Annotated in this window: 13 protein-coding genes; 9 read left to right on the top strand and 4 right to left on the bottom strand. The window is 59.7% G+C overall.

Annotated elements, in window-relative coordinates:
- The first annotated feature begins 534 nt into the window (after positions 1-534).
- A complete protein-coding gene (locus RBB49_RS11050; protein WP_306142835.1) occupies positions 535-1,860 on the top strand; it encodes a caspase domain-containing protein in 1,326 nt (441 codons plus the stop codon).
- Between the two features lie 89 nt (positions 1,861-1,949).
- Here the strand turns inward: RBB49_RS11050 and RBB49_RS11045 are convergent, their stop codons facing one another.
- Entirely contained in the window at positions 1,950-3,113 is a 1,164-nt protein-coding gene (locus tag RBB49_RS11045) for a mandelate racemase/muconate lactonizing enzyme family protein (RefSeq protein WP_306142834.1), read from the bottom strand.
- Positions 3,114-3,262: 149 nt separating this feature from the next.
- On the opposite strand from RBB49_RS11045, the gene RBB49_RS11040 reads away from it, so the two are divergent.
- From RBB49_RS11040 to RBB49_RS11030, 3 genes are all read left to right on the top strand, one after another.
- Complete coding sequence (locus RBB49_RS11040; RefSeq protein WP_306143109.1) at positions 3,263-4,174, top strand: NAD(P)-dependent oxidoreductase; 912 nt, start codon at positions 3,263-3,265, stop codon at positions 4,172-4,174.
- 108 nt (positions 4,175-4,282) lie between these two features.
- Positions 4,283-5,233 carry a tripartite tricarboxylate transporter substrate binding protein gene (locus RBB49_RS11035; protein WP_306142833.1) on the top strand — a complete coding sequence of 317 codons (951 nt, stop codon included), beginning with the start codon at positions 4,283-4,285 and terminating at the stop codon, positions 5,231-5,233.
- 78 nt (positions 5,234-5,311) lie between these two features.
- Entirely contained in the window at positions 5,312-7,267 is a 1,956-nt protein-coding gene (locus RBB49_RS11030; protein WP_306142832.1) for a tripartite tricarboxylate transporter permease, read from the top strand.
- 56 nt (positions 7,268-7,323) lie between these two features.
- Here the strand turns inward: RBB49_RS11030 and RBB49_RS11025 are convergent, their stop codons facing one another.
- On the bottom strand, positions 7,324-8,205 hold the full coding sequence (locus tag RBB49_RS11025) for a polysaccharide deacetylase family protein (protein ID WP_306142831.1): 882 nt from the start codon (positions 8,203-8,205) through the stop codon (positions 7,324-7,326).
- Between the two features lie 212 nt (positions 8,206-8,417).
- On the opposite strand from RBB49_RS11025, the gene RBB49_RS11020 reads away from it, so the two are divergent.
- From RBB49_RS11020 to RBB49_RS11000, 5 genes are all read left to right on the top strand, one after another.
- Positions 8,418-9,500 (top strand): TRAP transporter substrate-binding protein, encoded by a 1,083-nt coding sequence (locus tag RBB49_RS11020; protein WP_306142830.1) that lies wholly within the window; start codon positions 8,418-8,420, stop codon positions 9,498-9,500.
- A gap of 74 nt (positions 9,501-9,574) precedes the next feature.
- On the top strand, positions 9,575-10,081 hold the full coding sequence (locus tag RBB49_RS11015; RefSeq protein WP_306142829.1) for a TRAP transporter small permease subunit: 507 nt from the start codon (positions 9,575-9,577) through the stop codon (positions 10,079-10,081).
- Positions 10,081-11,406, top strand: a complete 1,326-nt coding sequence (locus RBB49_RS11010; protein WP_306142828.1) for a TRAP transporter large permease subunit — start codon at positions 10,081-10,083, stop codon at positions 11,404-11,406. The genes RBB49_RS11015 and RBB49_RS11010 overlap by 1 nt, the downstream gene beginning before the upstream one ends.
- A 212-nt stretch (positions 11,407-11,618) precedes the next feature.
- Positions 11,619-12,233 carry a GntR family transcriptional regulator gene (locus RBB49_RS11005; protein ID WP_306142827.1) on the top strand — a complete coding sequence of 205 codons (615 nt, stop codon included), beginning with the start codon at positions 11,619-11,621 and terminating at the stop codon, positions 12,231-12,233.
- Positions 12,234-12,492: 259 nt separating this feature from the next.
- Positions 12,493-12,966, top strand: coding sequence for a GNAT family N-acetyltransferase (locus RBB49_RS11000; protein WP_306142826.1), 474 nt, complete (start codon positions 12,493-12,495; stop codon positions 12,964-12,966).
- 84 nt (positions 12,967-13,050) lie between these two features.
- Here the strand turns inward: RBB49_RS11000 and RBB49_RS10995 are convergent, their stop codons facing one another.
- Positions 13,051-13,803, bottom strand: coding sequence for a DUF1028 domain-containing protein (locus RBB49_RS10995; protein WP_306142825.1), 753 nt, complete (start codon positions 13,801-13,803; stop codon positions 13,051-13,053).
- Between the two features lie 16 nt (positions 13,804-13,819).
- Complete coding sequence (locus tag RBB49_RS10990; protein WP_306142824.1) at positions 13,820-15,607, bottom strand: gamma-glutamyltransferase family protein; 1,788 nt, start codon at positions 15,605-15,607, stop codon at positions 13,820-13,822.
- Positions 15,608-15,623: the final 16 nt, after the last annotated feature.

Raw genomic sequence — 15,623 nt, 5'->3', positions numbered from 1 at the left:
CACTCCGCGTCTTCGAGGTTTTCCTTTTTCGTGAAGTAACGCTTCAGAACAGGTCTGAGGAATCTGACGGCAAGCCCGAAATTGAGTGCCATCCAGGCCGCGAATACAGCTTTGGCAGTCAAAACCCAGCTGACGTCAAACAAGTATATCCCAAGTGCAAAGTCAGCCAGGAAAAGAAAACTGGAAATTATCATCGACAAGCTTCCTCGCAGTAGACTTGTCGTCAATCCATAAATAATGGATAACTCAATAATTCCCATGACCAAATCCTAACATGTCGTCACTCAACGCACGCATAGCACTATTTCATTAATGTACACTTAGTTTGTCCGTCAAGAATGGTCTAAATAAGCTTCGTCAGCCCCGCCAGCCTCAGATTGACCGTCGCAACACCGCCATTCCGTTATTGTCTTACCTTAGGTCATTAGGTACCGTTAAGTCGTTTCCGACACCAAGCGATTTGAGGTTTCCCGGATGTCCTTTTGCAATTTCTGTGTCCGACAGTTTTTGAGATGTGTTTTTGCACTGGCTGTCGTGTCGGCTGTTTTCGGAACCACGGCCCATGCAAAACGGGTCGCACTCGTCGTGGGTATCGGCTCCTATGAAGTGGTCGGCGAACTGAAGAACCCTCCCAATGATGCAATCGGGGTTGCGCGTGCCTTCGAGCAACTGGGTTTTGAAGTCCACCGCGGAATTGATCTTAGCCGGTCCGAATTCGAGGACCTGATCCGCACCTTTTCGCGTGCGGCAAAAGGGGCGGACGCTGCCGTGTTCTATTTTGCCGGACATGGCATCCAGGTCGGCAACGAGAATTTCCTGCTGCCGGCCGATGCAGAGATCAAGGATGAAGACGATCTGGACTTTGAAACAATCAGGTTGAACTCGATATTGTCCCGCATGGAACGCGAGGTGAAGACGAATATCGTTCTCCTGGACGCGTGCCGCAACAATCCCGTGACCCGGAACCTTGCGCGTTCCATGGGCACACGCTCCAGTCTGGTGAGCAATGGTCTCGCCCGCGTGGAAACCGGCATTGGCACGCTCATCTCGTTTTCGACGCAACCGGGAAACGTGGCACTTGACGGCGAAGAAGAAGACAACAGTCCTTTCACCGCTTCATTGCTCAAGCACCTTGCGACACCCGACCTGGATGTCGCGATCATGATGCGCCGCGTCCGCGGGGACGTGATGTCCAAGACCAACCAGTCACAGGTGCCTTGGACCAATTCCTCTCTGACCGGGTCGTTTGTTTTCCACGAGGGTGCGATCGATCTGGATATCAACATCAACACCTCCTCCGTCGAAGCGGGCTCCGGCGTTGCCAGCCGCCCGGCCATATCCGAAAGTGCACGCAAGTGCGAGCTTCTGGTTGACCCGGAAGCCAAACTGACGGAACTGCTGTTCAAGGCGATGGACGATGCGGTGCTGGCTTGCCAGACGGCGGCGCAAGACGACCCAACGAAGACGATATATGCGGATCTGCTCGCCGTTGCCCGGGAGCAGAATGCCGCGCGGCAAGCACGTCTGTCCTCGTCGGAAGTCCTGGCCGAGGCATATGTTTCGCTTTATCCGAAGGGCAAATACATCAAAGATCTGCAGTCTTCGATTGCCGCTGGCGCAAGTGCGCAAACCACAGGGAAACCGGCACCGAAGCCCAAGGAAAGCGGAGCAGGTTCAAAACCCCTGACCACCGCACAAAGCTGTCCTGCGGACGCAAGCCGTGCGAGCTATTCCATCTGGGCCGGCGGTTCGATCAGATACAAGCAGGTCAAGTCGGGAACGCATCCCTGCGGCCGCAAGATGCGATGCGTCGGTGGCTCGAATGCGCAGAACATACCCCGCAAATGCAGATGGCTGTAGCCTTGGCCGGAGCCGGCATCCGATGTCCCGGAAGCAGCTCTACAATCCGTCAGCGAACTGACTGATTGCAAGCCAGGCTGCCGACGTTGTCATACCGCAAGGTCCCGCATCACCGCGATCAGGTCCGACTTGCCTTCAAAGCCGATACCCGGCAGGTCCGGCATTGTGATGTGTCCGTCAACCACACGCACGCCATCGGGAAAGCCACCATAGGGCTGAAACAGGTCGGGATAGCTCTCGTTGCCGCCAAGACCCAGACCGGCGGCGATGTTCAGCGACATCTGATGACCGCCATGGGGAATACAGCGCGACGGTGACCAGCCGTGTTCTTCAAGCACATCGAGCGTGCGCAGGTATTCGACGAGGCCGTAGGACAAGGCACAGTCGAATTGCAGCCAGTCACGATCAGGGCGCAGTCCGCCATATCGAAGAAGATTGCGGGCGTCCTGGTGAGAGAACAGGTTCTCCCCGGTCGCCATCGGCGCGGGGTAAAAGCCGGCCATGGCCGCCTGAAGCTGATAGTCGAGCGGATCGCCGATCTCCTCGAACCAGAACAGCGGATAGCTGCTCAGCATCTTTGCGTAGGCAATCGCGGTTTCTAGGTCAAAACGGCCATTGGCATCAACGGCGAGTTGCGCGTCACCGGCGATCTCTTCCAGGACCGATTCAATCCGGCGACGGTCTTCCTCGATGGCGGCACCACCGATCTTCATTTTCACCACGGTGTAGCCGCGATCCACATAGCTCCGCATTTCGGCGCGCAGCGCGGCGTCGTCCTTACCTGGATAATAGTAGCCGCCTGCGGCATAGACGAAGACCCTGGGATCGGCTTCAACACCCTTCCTGTCCGCAAGCAGGCGGAACAGGGGTTTGTCCTCGATCTTGGCAACCGCATCCCACACAGCCATGTCGATCGTGCCAACGGCGACGGAGCGCTCTCCGTGTCCGCCCGGTTTCTCATTCCGCATCATCGCTGCCCAGATGGCATGGGGATCAAGGTTGCTGCCGGCGTCATTGATCAATGACACGGGATCCGCTTCCAGGATGCGATCGCGGAAGCGTTCGCGTATGAGGCCGCCCTGTCCATAGCGGCCGTTTGAATTGAACCCGTATCCGACGACGCGCCGGCCATTGCGCTCCACATCCGTCACGACCGCGACGAGGCTCGCCGTCATCTTCGTGAAGTCGATATAGGCATTTCGAATAGGTGAAGAGATCGGCTTGGTCACTTCCCGGACGTCGACAATACGCAATTGATATCTCCTCGCTATTCGCTTTCCGCCAGGTGCAAGCCGATCCCGTCTTGGTCACTCAAGGCTTGCAGCTGTATATATGTCACGAGAACAAGCGATGGATAGCGGGAGGGGTGGGGTTGGCGAAGAAAGTCGTTGTATCGGAGTTCATGAACGAGGCGGCGCTTGCGGCATTCGGGCCGGCAATCGAGGTCTGCTATGACCCGAGTCTCGTCGATGATCCTGAACGCCTTCGCCGGGAGGTTGCTCAAGCCGATGCGCTGATCGTGCGCAACCGGACACGTGTCGACCTGTCCCTTCTAGACGCGGCGCCAAAGCTCCGCGTCGTTGGCCGTCTCGGCGTCGGACTGGAGAATATCGACCTTGAGGCCTGCGCTGAGAAAGGCGTTGAGGTCAAACCCGCCACCGGCGCCAACACCCAGTCGGTTGTCGAATATGTCATCGGTGCAATGCTGGTTCTCCGGCGGGGTGCTTTTGCCTCCACCAAAGGCGTTCTTGCGGGCGACTGGCCGCGCGCCGTGCTCGGTGCCGGTGGCGAAATCCACGGACTGACGCTTGGGTTATTGGGTTTCGGGTCGATTGCCCAGGCTGTCGCGCGGGCGGCCAGTGCGCTGGGCATGAAAATCGCCGCTTTCGACCCCTATCTGCCGGAAGGCGATCCGGCGTGGTCAACCGCGCAATCCTGCGATCTGGAGGAACTTCTCGCGATCGCGGACGTCGTTTCGCTCCATGTACCGCTGACGCAAACCACGAAGGGTCTGATCGGCCCGAATGCGCTCGCAAAGATGAAACCTGGAGCGCTCCTCATCAACACGGCGCGGGGCGGAATTGTCGATGAGGCCGCACTTGCCGCCGCGCTCAGGGAGGGAAAGCTGGCGGGTGCCGCGCTCGACGTTTTCGGGAACGAACCGCTCGACAGAACCGCTGCTGCCGTCTTTGACGGCTGCCTAAATCTCATTCTGACGCCACATATCGCAGGCGTGACACAACCGGCGAATATTCGTGTGAGTCAGGTCACCGTTGAAAATGTGCTGGAGGTTTTAACGGACGCGAGCATCTGAACGCAGGAGGATTTCTGCGCAAAACGCGTGACGAACGCAGTCCAGAATGCCTAAGATCAAAAAAAATGACGATCAAGACTACATGCAATTCAAAGGGAGGAGAAAAGCATGAAATTGAAGTCCGCCTTACTGGCACTGACACTGGCCGCATTTGCCGGCACCGCGTCTGCGGAAGATTTTCCGAAGGGCAGCGTTGACTACATCATTCCATTCGGACCCGGTGGCGAGTCCGATATCACAGCGCGCTTTCAGCAACCGTTCTTCGAGAAGCTCTTCGGCGAACAGATGGTGGTGAACTACCAGCCGGGCGGCGGCGGTGCCGTGGGCTGGTCCCAGCTCAACAACATGGCGGGCGACGGCTCGGTGATCATGGGGATCAACCTGCCTCATATCATCATCAAGCCGGAGCAAGGCGATGTCGGGTTCAAAACGGACGATCTGGCCGCTGTCTACATGTTCCACTACACGCCCGATGCCATCGTGGTGAAGGCCGACAGCCCCTACATGACGTTGCAGGATCTGATCGACGATGCCAAGGCCAACCCGAAGCAGGTCATCTTCTCCGGATCGGGCAAAGGCACGGCAAACCATCTGGCTCAGGTGCAGTTTGACGACATGGCCGACATTGAGAGCACCTACGTCTCGTTCAAGGGCACCGGTGCTTCCGTAACCGCGCTTCTGGGTGAACAGGTCAAGGCAGCCTGGGGCTATACGACGGTTGGTGCTGCGCAGGGCGACAAGGTGCGTCTGCTGGCCGTTGCCATGGAAGAGCGCCACCCGGCGTTCCCCGACGTGCCTACGTTCCGCGAACTGGGCTTCGACATGGTGTCGGGTGCCTATCGCGGCATCGCGGTACCGAACTCCGCATCCGAAGAGGTGAGGACGCAGGTTTCCGACGCGATCAAGGCGATCAATGCGGATGCCGAGTTCCAGCAGAAAATGCTTGATGGCGGGTTCGCGCTCGTGGATGTGGGCTATGGCGCCGACATGGACGCGTTCATTGCCGAAAAGGCTGAAGGGTATCTGAGCGCCGCGCGTTCGGCAGGTATCATCGAGTGACACTCAGGATAGAGGCGCTGTCGGCGCCTCTATCCTCACATTCCTGACGCACGTCGCCGTCTCTCCCAGGAGGAACTGATGCTCGAGTTTGTTGTCGGTGCTTTGTCGCCGCTGAACCTGCTGCTTGCCCTTTTGGGTGTGGCAGCAGGCACGATCATCGGTTCGATCCCGGGATTGACCGCGACCATGGCGGTGGCCGTTCTTGTGCCACTGACATTCACGATGTCTCCTGACAGCGCCCTCATTCTGATGGGGGCGATCTATACAGGAGCAATCTACGGCGGTGCCTATGCCGCCATTTTGCTGAATACGCCCGGCACTCCGTCGGCAATCGCGACCACTTTCGACGGCTACCCGATGGCGAAACGCGGCGATGGCGATCTTGCGGTATCGGTGGCCTGCATCTCGTCCGTGATCGGGGGACTTGTCGGCGCGTTGGCACTTCTGCTGCTGGCGCCACCGCTTGCGGAGGCGGCGCTGGCCTTCGGGCCGGTGGAATATTTCTGGCTCGCGGTTTTTGGCCTCTCTCTGATCGCTGCGCTTTCCACCGGCGATTTTCTCAAAGGGGTGATCGGGGCCTGTTTCGGGCTGCTTCTCGCGATGATCGGGATTTCCGAAACCAGCGCGGAGGTTCGCTTCACCTTCGGGTCGAACGTGCTCTTGGGCGGGGTCGAGACGGTGTCCGCCCTGATCGGGCTCTATTGTATCCCCGTGCTTATCGATCTCGTTGCGACCCCGGACCGGCACTTGAAAGCTCCGGAACAGACCCGCGGTTTCCGGCTGCCAGAGGCGTTCGGCCTTTTGCTCAAGAACAAGATCAACGTCATGCGCAGTTCCGTGGTCGGCACCATGGTCGGGGCATTGCCGGGCGCAGGGGGGTCAATTGCTGGTCTCGTGGCCTATTCGGAGGCGCGGCGCACGAACAAGGGCAAGCCACCCTACGGCGAGGGCAACCCTGGCGGGATTGTTGCAACAGAGTCCGCGAACAACGCCACGGTCGGCGGCGGCTTCATTCCCACGCTTGTCCTCGGAATTCCGGGCACCCCGCCTGACGCTGTCATCCTCGGCGCATTGCTGGTGCAGGGGGTGCGCACCGGTCCGAGCCTCTTCGCCGACGGTGCCAGCATTGTCTACACTTTCATTTTCGGTCTTCTGCTCGCCACGGTCCTGATGTTGCCCGTTGGCCTGATGATCGGACGCTTCGCCTATGGCGCGATTGTGCGTGCACCGAAAGCCGCGCTGGTTCCGGTCGTTGCCTTCATGACCGTGATCGGCACTTTCGCGATCCGCAACAGCCTCTCGGACATCGCGATCATGATTGTCCTTGGCGTGATCGGCTGGGTCGCCGGCAAGCGCGGCTTTTCTGTTTCGCCCATCGTGCTCGGGCTGATCCTTGGCAGGATCGCGGAACAGGGCTTCGTGCAGAGCTGGACGATCGGCGAGGCGATCGGCAATCTCTGGGGACAGTTTTTCGGACGGCCGCTGTCCATGGCAATCATCGCGCTGACGCTGCTGACTTTCTTCTACCCGTTCCTGCCGCGTCTGAAGCAGGTCTTCTCGCGAGGCCCGGTGCAAGCAGCGCCCGAACGCGAACGCGCTTCCAAGCCTGCCGTCGCGCGCGATCTGATCGCACTTCTGATTGCCGGCGGGATCGCTCTTTTGGCCCTGCAGCAATCGGCGGGCCTTAATCCTGAAGCTGCCGTGTTCCCCGAAACGATCGCGATGGCAATGGCAGTACTTGTCCTGATGGCCCTTCTCCGGCTTGCCCTGACCCGGCATGTGAGCGAGGTTTCCGTTGAAGGCTCGTGGCTGCGCATGATCGCATTGCCGGTCGTCATGCTGGCGGCGGTGTTCGCTTTCCCTGCGCTCGGCTTCGCGATAACTGCGGTTCTGCTTGGTCTCGCCTTGACCGTCATTGCACAACACGACCGGTACTCGGCGAAGAGCTGGGCAATCCTGCTTGCTAGCGTGACCGGTGTTATCGTCGCCTGCACGCTGCTTTTCAGTGAAGTTCTGTCGGTGCCCCTGCCGTAGTCCGACCAACGGGATGTGCCGTATCTTGAGCGCGGGCATGTTTGCATGCGTGCGGCTTAAAGGTCCACGGATCCGCGAATGTGATCGCTGATGGCACCAGCCGTGGTCCACCAGACGATATCACCGGCGTTGGCTTTCATGTAGGTCAGTGCGCGTTCCAGATGCTTGATTCGGTGCGGGTGCCCCATCAGATAGCCGTGGAGCGCAATTCCCATGACGAGCGGCCGCGTCTTTGCCTCTTCCAGCATCACATCGAATGCGTCGATGATCATGTCGGCGAACTCGTTTCCCTCGCGCTTGCGGCCGACGATCTGGGGAATGTCATTCAGTTCCTGGGGATAGGGAATTGAGAGGATCCTGCCGGAACGTGTCGTCATCCAGATCGGCTGGTCGTCGTGGCACCAGTCCAGCAGATACTCGTAGCCGGTTTCCTGAAGCAGGTCCGGCGTGACATGGCTTTGAGAGATCCAGGGGCCAAGCCAGCCTTTCGGCTTCCGACCGTGTCGCGCGCTCAGGACCGCGGTCGATTGTTCTATGAGTGTTCTTTCTTCGCTTTCGGACAATAAGCCCTGTCGCTCGGCATTGGTCCGGCCGTGACCTGCGATCTCGTCGCCCCGTGCGGCGAAGGCCTCTGCAAGTCCCGGTGCCTCGGTGTAGATATGCGAGTTGACCAGGGCCGTACACGGCAGACCCAGCCTGTCGAACAGTGCGAGCATGCGCGGAGCACCCACCCTGTTGCCGTAATCCCGCCAGGCAAAATTGAGAATGTCGGGCTGTGGTCCGCCGGGGGCGAGTTCAGCACCCAGACCCTCGCCAAACGAGAAAACCTCCAGGTTCATACCGAGATAGACCGCAAGGCGTTTGCCGTCAGGCCAGTCATAGTCCGCCCGATCATGGATCGCACTGAACGCGTAGCGGCCGTGACGATTGATCTTCATTCCATTTGATCCTTTTCAGTGCTGTCCCGGTTGCCCATCGTCCAATCATCTCGCTGGTATTTTGCTCAAATATTCAGCAAAAATCGCTTGGCATTAAAAAATAGGCAAAAATCTATTGAAATGAATTGCATACAATTTATGTCATTGCCAGAGTCAAAACTCGAAAATTCAGTCTATCTTCCGCAATATTGTATACGATCAGGAGACAGGTCATGGACAGACGTTCGTTTCTCACAACCGCCGGCGTGGCGGGTGCCGCCACTCTTGCCGCCCCCGCCGTCGCGCGGGCCAGCACCATCGAGTGGAAGATGACGACAGCCTTTCCCGCAGGCCAGCCGTTCTATTCAACAGGCCCGGGTTCACTGTCCGACTTTGCCGAGCGCGTCCGTGCCATGTCCGGCGGGCGGCTCGATATCCAGGTCTATAATGGCGGCGAACTGGTCCCGGCATTTGAAGGGTTCGATGCCGTACGTCAGGGCATCGTGCAGATGAACGGCTGGGTGAGCTACTTCGGCGCGGGCAAGGTGCCTGCCGCGCAGTTCTTTGGCGCCGTGCCCTTCGGCATGTCCACCCAGGGCCAGAACGCCTGGTTCTATATCGGCGACGGCATCAAGCTGTGGAACGAGGTGTACGAACCGCTCGGTCTGGTGGCGATGCCGATTGGAGCGACCGGCGTGCAGATGACCGGCTGGTTCAACAAGGAAATCAACTCGATCGACGACATGAAAGGCCTGCGGCTGCGTATACCGGGGCTTGCCGGCAAGGCCTATTCGCGCATTGGCGTCGACGTGAAGGTTCTGCCGGGCGGTGAGATATTCCCGGCCCTGGAACGCGGCGTGATCGATGCCGCCGAGTGGGTCGGCCCGGCTCAGGACAAGATCCTCGGCCTGAACAAGGCGGCGAAATACTACTACACGACCGGCTGGCACGAACCGACCACAGTGACCGAGCTCACGATCAACAAGGCGGCGTGGGACACGCTTGATCCGGAGCTGCAGGCGATTGTCACGAATGCCGCTGCGGCCTGTAACGTGATCTCGCACAGCTGGGGCGAAGCCAACAATGCTGCCGCGCTGAAGGAGTTTGCCGCTTCGGGAACGGAACTGCGCACGCTGCCCACGGAAGTCGTTGAATCGCTCCGTGTCGAGATGGACGCCGTTTACGAGGAAATGGGTGCCGCCGACCCGCTCTTCAAAAAGGTCATGGACAACTACTTCGCCTTCAAGGCGGAACACGATGTCTGGGCGGACGGTTCGGAGAAGGTCTGGCACTCCGAATTGCGGACCGCGTCCTGAACACCTTCGCCTGAGCAACTGGACCCGGCCGTAACGATCGGCCGGGTCATCTCCCTCTCAAGACAAGTATCCCAATGACGTTTGTCCTCAAGTTTGCCGATCTCATCGACGGCATGACGCGCATCATTTCGCGCATTGCATCGGCTTTGCTTCTCCTGATGGTGGGCATGGTCTTTTTCAACGTTGCAGGGCGGTATGTCTTCGGCAATGCCACCGTGTGGATGCAGGAGCTGGAATGGCATCTCCTGGTGCCGATTGCGCTGCTCGGCATCATCGTGCTGATGCGCGAGAACGGCCATGTCCGCGTCGATATGGTCTACGACAAACTCGGCAAGCGTGCGCAGCGTTGGATCGACCTGGTGTCGATGCTTCTCGGCGCTGCGGTTTCCCTGCTTTTCATCAAGTATTCCATGGGCTTCGTTGATAGTTCTTTTTCCCTTCTTGAAGGTTCGCCTGACCCTGGAGGCCTGCCGGGCAGATGGTTGCTCAAGGGCTTCATTCCCTTCGCTTTCGCTCTGCTGGCGCTGCAATGCCTTGCAAATGCGGCGCGTCACGCAGCCGGCCTGAGGAGTGGCGCGTGATGCCTTTGATGGAACTGCTTGCGATCGGGCTCATCCTCGCATTCATGCTGCTGCTTCTGGCCGGCATCCCGGTTGGTATCGGGATTGCCGTGGCGGGTTTCGTATTCGGCTGGATGGGCTTTGGGGACTTTCTGTTCAATCTGACCCCGTCGCGTATCTACGGGGTCGTGACGAAGTACGAGTTCATTGCGATCCCGCTGTTCGTCTTCATGGGCGTCATGCTTGAAAAATCTCGCGTGGCTGAAGACATGCTGGAGGTGGTCGGCCGTCTTTCAGGTCGGCTCAATGGCGGCATGGCAATCGCGCTGATCATCGTCGGGGTGCTCATGGGCGCTTCGACCGGTATCGTCGGCGCGACCGTTGCGACGCTCACGATGCTGACGCTCCCGGTGCTGCTGCGCCGCGGCTATGATGGCGGTCTTGCCTCAGGCGCAATTTGCGCGTCAGGCACTCTTGGCCAGATCATTCCGCCTTCGCTGGTGCTGATCCTGCTGGCCGACATCATGGGCGAAAGCGTGGGAACGCTGTTTGCCGCTGCCATGATGCCCGGGCTGATGCTGGCGGCTCTCTATGTGGCCTTCATCCTGATTTACGGCAAAATGCGGCCGGACCTGATGCCGGCCTTGCCGGACGACGAGCGGTCCGACCTGACGGGTTGGCCGCTCGCGGTCAAGGCGGTGCAGTCGCTCGCACCGCCGCTGGTTCTTGTCGGCGGTGTTCTGGGCTCCATCATCGGCGGAATTGCCGCGCCGACGGAGGCGGCCAGCGTCGGGGCAGTGTTTGCGATCCTGATCGCCGCGCTTTATCGGCGCCTTACCCTTTCCATGATCTGGGACGCGGCGCAGGGCACGCTCCGGATCTCGGCGATGATCTTTTTCATTCTCGTCGCCGCCCAGGTCTTTGCGATCGCGTTCCGGGGTCTGGACGGCGAGGATCTCGTCAAGGACATGCTCTACATCCTGCCGGGAGGTGAGATCGGCGCGCTGCTGTTCCTGATGCTGCTGCTATTTGTGCTTGGCTTTTTTCTTGAGTGGATTGAAATCAGCTATATCGCCTTACCGCTCCTGCTGCCGTTCTTCGTGGAACAGGGGACGGACATGGTGTGGCTGGCCGCGCTGATCGCGCTGAACCTTCAGACATCGTTCCTGACGCCGCCTTTCGGCTGGGCGCTGTTCTTCCTGAAAGGCGCCGCGCCGCCCGGTGTCACGACGGCGATGATCTATCGCGGGGTTCTGCCGTTCATCGCGCTCCAGGCGGTGGCACTGGTGCTCCTGTTCAGTTTTCCCGCCATTGCCACCTGGCTGCCGCAGGCAATCGGCTGGTGATGCCGTGCAAGGCTGCACGGGCAGGCGTTTCGGGCGCGGTTTTTCCCGGGAAATCCGCCGCAGTTTCCCGAGGGACCGGAACTTATGGCCGCCGCACATGATTCGATGTGGTATGCATGCCGGAAGACAGACCGGCGTGAATATCCTCTAAGGCACGTTGCAACTGGAACAGAAAACGGGGTGACCACACGTTGAAAGGTGTGCACAGCGCCATGATCTCCGAAACGCTGGAGGACGAGATTGTCAGGGGCAGCCTGCAGCCCGGTACGCGATTGAGCGAAGCCGCGATCGCGGAGCGTTTTGGAGTGTCCCGGACACCGGTGCGCGAGGCCCTGCAGACCATTGTGTCCCGGTCCCTGGCGGAGCGTTCGCCCTACAAGGGTGTCATTGTCCGCAGTTTTGATGCCGAGCGGCTCGGATCGATGTTCGAGGCCATGGCGGAAATGGAAGCAACCTGCGGCGGCCTGGCGGCCCAAAGGATTTCTGAAGGCGACCTTGCCCGCCTGCAAGCCATGCATGGCCGCATGACCGAGTTCGCCAGCAACAAGGCGTTCCGGGAATATGAGGCGATGAACCTCGATTTTCATTCGCTCATCTACGAGGCGAGCGGCAATGTCGATCTCGCTGAAATATCTTCCGAATTGCGCTTGAAGCTTGCGCCCTACCGCAAGTCACAGCTGTTCCAGATCGACCGTCTCCGGGCATCCAATCTCGAACACGAGCTGATCGTGCGCCTTCTCGCCGCCGGCAACAAACCAGGCGTCGAAGAAGCCTTGCGCGCGCACCTGAACGGAGCGCGCCATGCCGCGCTCAAAGTACGTGAGTGATTGCGCGAAGACTTGATGCCAAGGTTTTGGTTTTGAATCGGAACTGCTGATCCGAAGGGACCGGCATAGTGCTCTTCGGCTCCGTGAGCCTTGCCCTTTGCATGATCGCTTCCATTGGCGCTACTGCTGCGCTGATCTAGTTGCCGATACCCGCATTGCGACGTTCGATCACATTGCGACGCTCATCCAAAGATCGCCCGGTTCGTACTTAGAACGTGCCAGAGACTTAAGTGCCTCCATGTGTCCGAAGGAAACTGCCTTGAAAGCCGATATCGCCTTTGCCCGTTTGCCGGAAATCAAGCCCGCCGAGATAATGACGCACATGTCCGACCCCAGGGTGGCGGAGCACATGCCGCTTCTGACATTCAAGTGGGATGCAGCGGCGGTTGCAAAGTTTGTTGACCAGAAGGAAGCGTGCTGGGCCCGTGACGGGCTCGGGCATTGGGCATTCCTTTCCGATGGCCGGTATGTCGGATGGGGTGGTTTTCAGAAGGAAGGCGAGGAGTGGGACTACGGGCTGGTCCTGCGGCCGGATGCCTTTGGCCTTGGGATCCGGATTTCAAGAAAAGCCCTGGATTTCGCCAAAGCCGACGCGCGAATCCCGTTCGTGACCTTCCTCCTGCCGCCGTCCCGCAAGAACCTGGGTGCGCTCAAAAGGCTCGGCGCCGTGTGCGTCGGCGAGATCGAGTACGATGGCGCAACGTTCCTCAAGTTCCGGCTTGAAACCGGGTGAAAGCCGGGGTCCCTGTAAGCGTACACCTGGCCGTTTCTGAATGCATCACAGGGTCCGGGCGCATAGCATGAAAGACAAGCGGCCTCAGGCCGGGGGCGTTGCAAATGAAGCGCTGGCGCGTCCGGCATTTTTTCGTTCCGCTTCAAGGTTGGCGATCTTCTGATCGATTTCCGACCGATCCAGAAGCCCGTGAATGTTCTCGCGGGTCGGCATCAGCTCGGCGAAATGCAGGTAGCGTTCCTGGGCGACGGCGTGCAGGCGGCGCAACTCCTCGAGCGGTGCACCGTGATCATCGGCTCGTATATCGAGCCAGGGATAGTCTTCCTCATGCACGATCTTGAGTGCCGCTGACTGGCGGCCGCGCTTGTCGCCTCCGGCGGCCTCGGCAGCTTCCATCGCGGTCAGGAGCCTGTCTTCAAAAGGCATATCCGCAGTGCTCAGCCAGGTTTCCATGGCCGCGTCGAGCACCTGCGGACCGGCGAGCATGTTTCCCGCCACGGTGACGTTGTCTTCGATCAGATGACCGCACCAGTCGATGCATTTGTCACCGGTAAACGCCGCAGCGCGTCCTTTTGCATCAATCAGATGGATCTGTCGTGAATGGCTGCCGTGATCGGGTGTCACGACGGAATCAAGCACACGTTCCGCCGACACGCCCGCACGGAGAAGGGTCAGCCCTTCCGTGCCGTAGACCGGACTGACAAGAGCCTGTGTTGCGATCGCGCCGACCCGTCCCGCCATGTGCGGTACAACGGCTCCAGCCGCAAAAAAACGGCTTGCCACGGCAATGCCGTAGTATCCGGTGCTCTTGTCCCGGGCGACAATCGAAAACGTCATTTCAAGCCCCTTCCTCTCATCTGCCGGCTGCGTAGGCCTGCATCAGGCGCGGCGTCGCACCTGCGCGCAACAGACCGCCGGCGTCGCGTGCAGCGACGGTCAGCCTGCCGATCGTCCATTCGTCCGCCACTTCAACCGAGTGGCCCTGGTTTCTCAGGCTTGCAAGCGTGTCGGTGCCAAAGCTCTCCTCGGCCATGATGTGGCCCGGCTGTCTTTGCCGGGGGTGGAAAGAGGCCGGAAAGTGGGTGGTGTGAAAGAGCGGCATGTCGAGCGCGGCCTGAAGATTTCGCTGGTGATGCGCCAGTCTCAGGAAAAGCACCAGCTGCCATTGATCCTGCTGATCGCCGCCGGGCGTTCCGAAGGAGAGGGCAGTGCCGTCCTCATGAAAGGCAATGCTGGGCGTGAGTGTCGTGCGCGGACGTTTTCCCGGTGCGAGCGATCCCGGCAGCCCGTCTTCGAGCCAGTACATTTGTGCGCGCGAATTCAGCGCGAACCCAAGACCCGGAATGACCGGAGAGGACTGCAGCCAGCCGCCGGACGGGGTCGCGGACACGATGTTGCCCCAGCGGTCGATGACGTCAATGTGGACGGTATCGCCGCGTTTTTCCGACAGGTGCGCCATTGTGGGTTCATAGACACCCGTCTCGGAAATGCCGGCGCGCCTGATGACCTCCATCGTGCGTTCGACCTGACTTTCAAAGCCAGGCACAATGCCGGGACGCAGGTCTGACGATGCGTGGCCGGTGATCAGCGAACGCCGCTCGGCATTGTAGGTTTCCGACAACAGCACATTCAGAGGGACATCGCAGAAATCGGGATCCCCGTAGTAGGCTTCCCTGTCCGCATAGGCGAGCTTCATCGCTTCGGTTACCAGATGCACGAATTCCGGCCCGGCCGGGTCGATCGAAGCCAAATCGAAACCGCGTAAGAGCGACAGAGACTGCAAGAGCACAGGACCTTGACCCCAGGGGCCGGTCTTCAGAACGGTCCAGCCGTCATAGGACGCGCTTAACGGGTCTTCATAGGTCGCGGCATATCCGGAAAGATCGTTCGCGGTCAGAACGGCCTTGTGGCGCGCTCCGGACGCATCCATGACCTCCGCTGTTTCCAGGTATCGGCCGACGGCATCCGCGATAAAGCCGCGATAAAAACAATCACGGGCCGCATCGATCTGGTTTTCACGCCCGGTGACGGCTTCAGCCTCCTTAAGAAGCCTTGCCCATGTTTCGGCGAGAACCGGGTTCTTGAAATTGGAATCCGCGGCCGGCACATGGCCCCCGGGAACCCATGTGTGATGGGATGACGGCCATTCGGTCTCGAAGAACTCCTTGAGCCCCGCAATCGTCATGCTCACTCTTGGCAGGAGCGGGTGTCCGTTGCTGGCGTAGTGCATCGCCGGTTCCAGCACGGTCCTCAACGGCAGGACGCCATGGTCGCGCAGGAGCAGCATCCAGCCGTCAAAAGCGCCTGGAATGACGGTGGAAAGCAGGCCGTTCCCGGGGATGAGATCCAGGTTTTCAGACTTGTAGTGATCGATTGTAGCGCCTGCGGGGGCCGGACCTTGTGCGCAGAGCACCTTGGTTTCGTTCTGGCTGGCATCGTGGAAGAGAACGGGCAGGTCGCCGCCCGGTCCGTTGAGGTGCGGCTCGACCACCTGAAGCGCCAGACCCGTTGCAACGGCGGCGTCAAAGGCGTTGCCGCCGAGTTCCAGCATGCGCATTCCCACGGCCGTGGCAATCCAGTGTGTCGACGTGACGACACCGAAGGTGCCTTTGATCTCGGGTCTGGTGGTAAAGACTGTCATATGGGAATCCGGGTTT

The organism is Roseibium sp. MMSF_3412 (assembly GCF_030733265.1).
Lineage (GTDB): Bacteria > Pseudomonadota > Alphaproteobacteria > Rhizobiales > Stappiaceae > Roseibium.
Note: the sequence above shows the minus strand (reverse complement) of the source record. Positions and strands in the feature narration are given on the sequence as shown.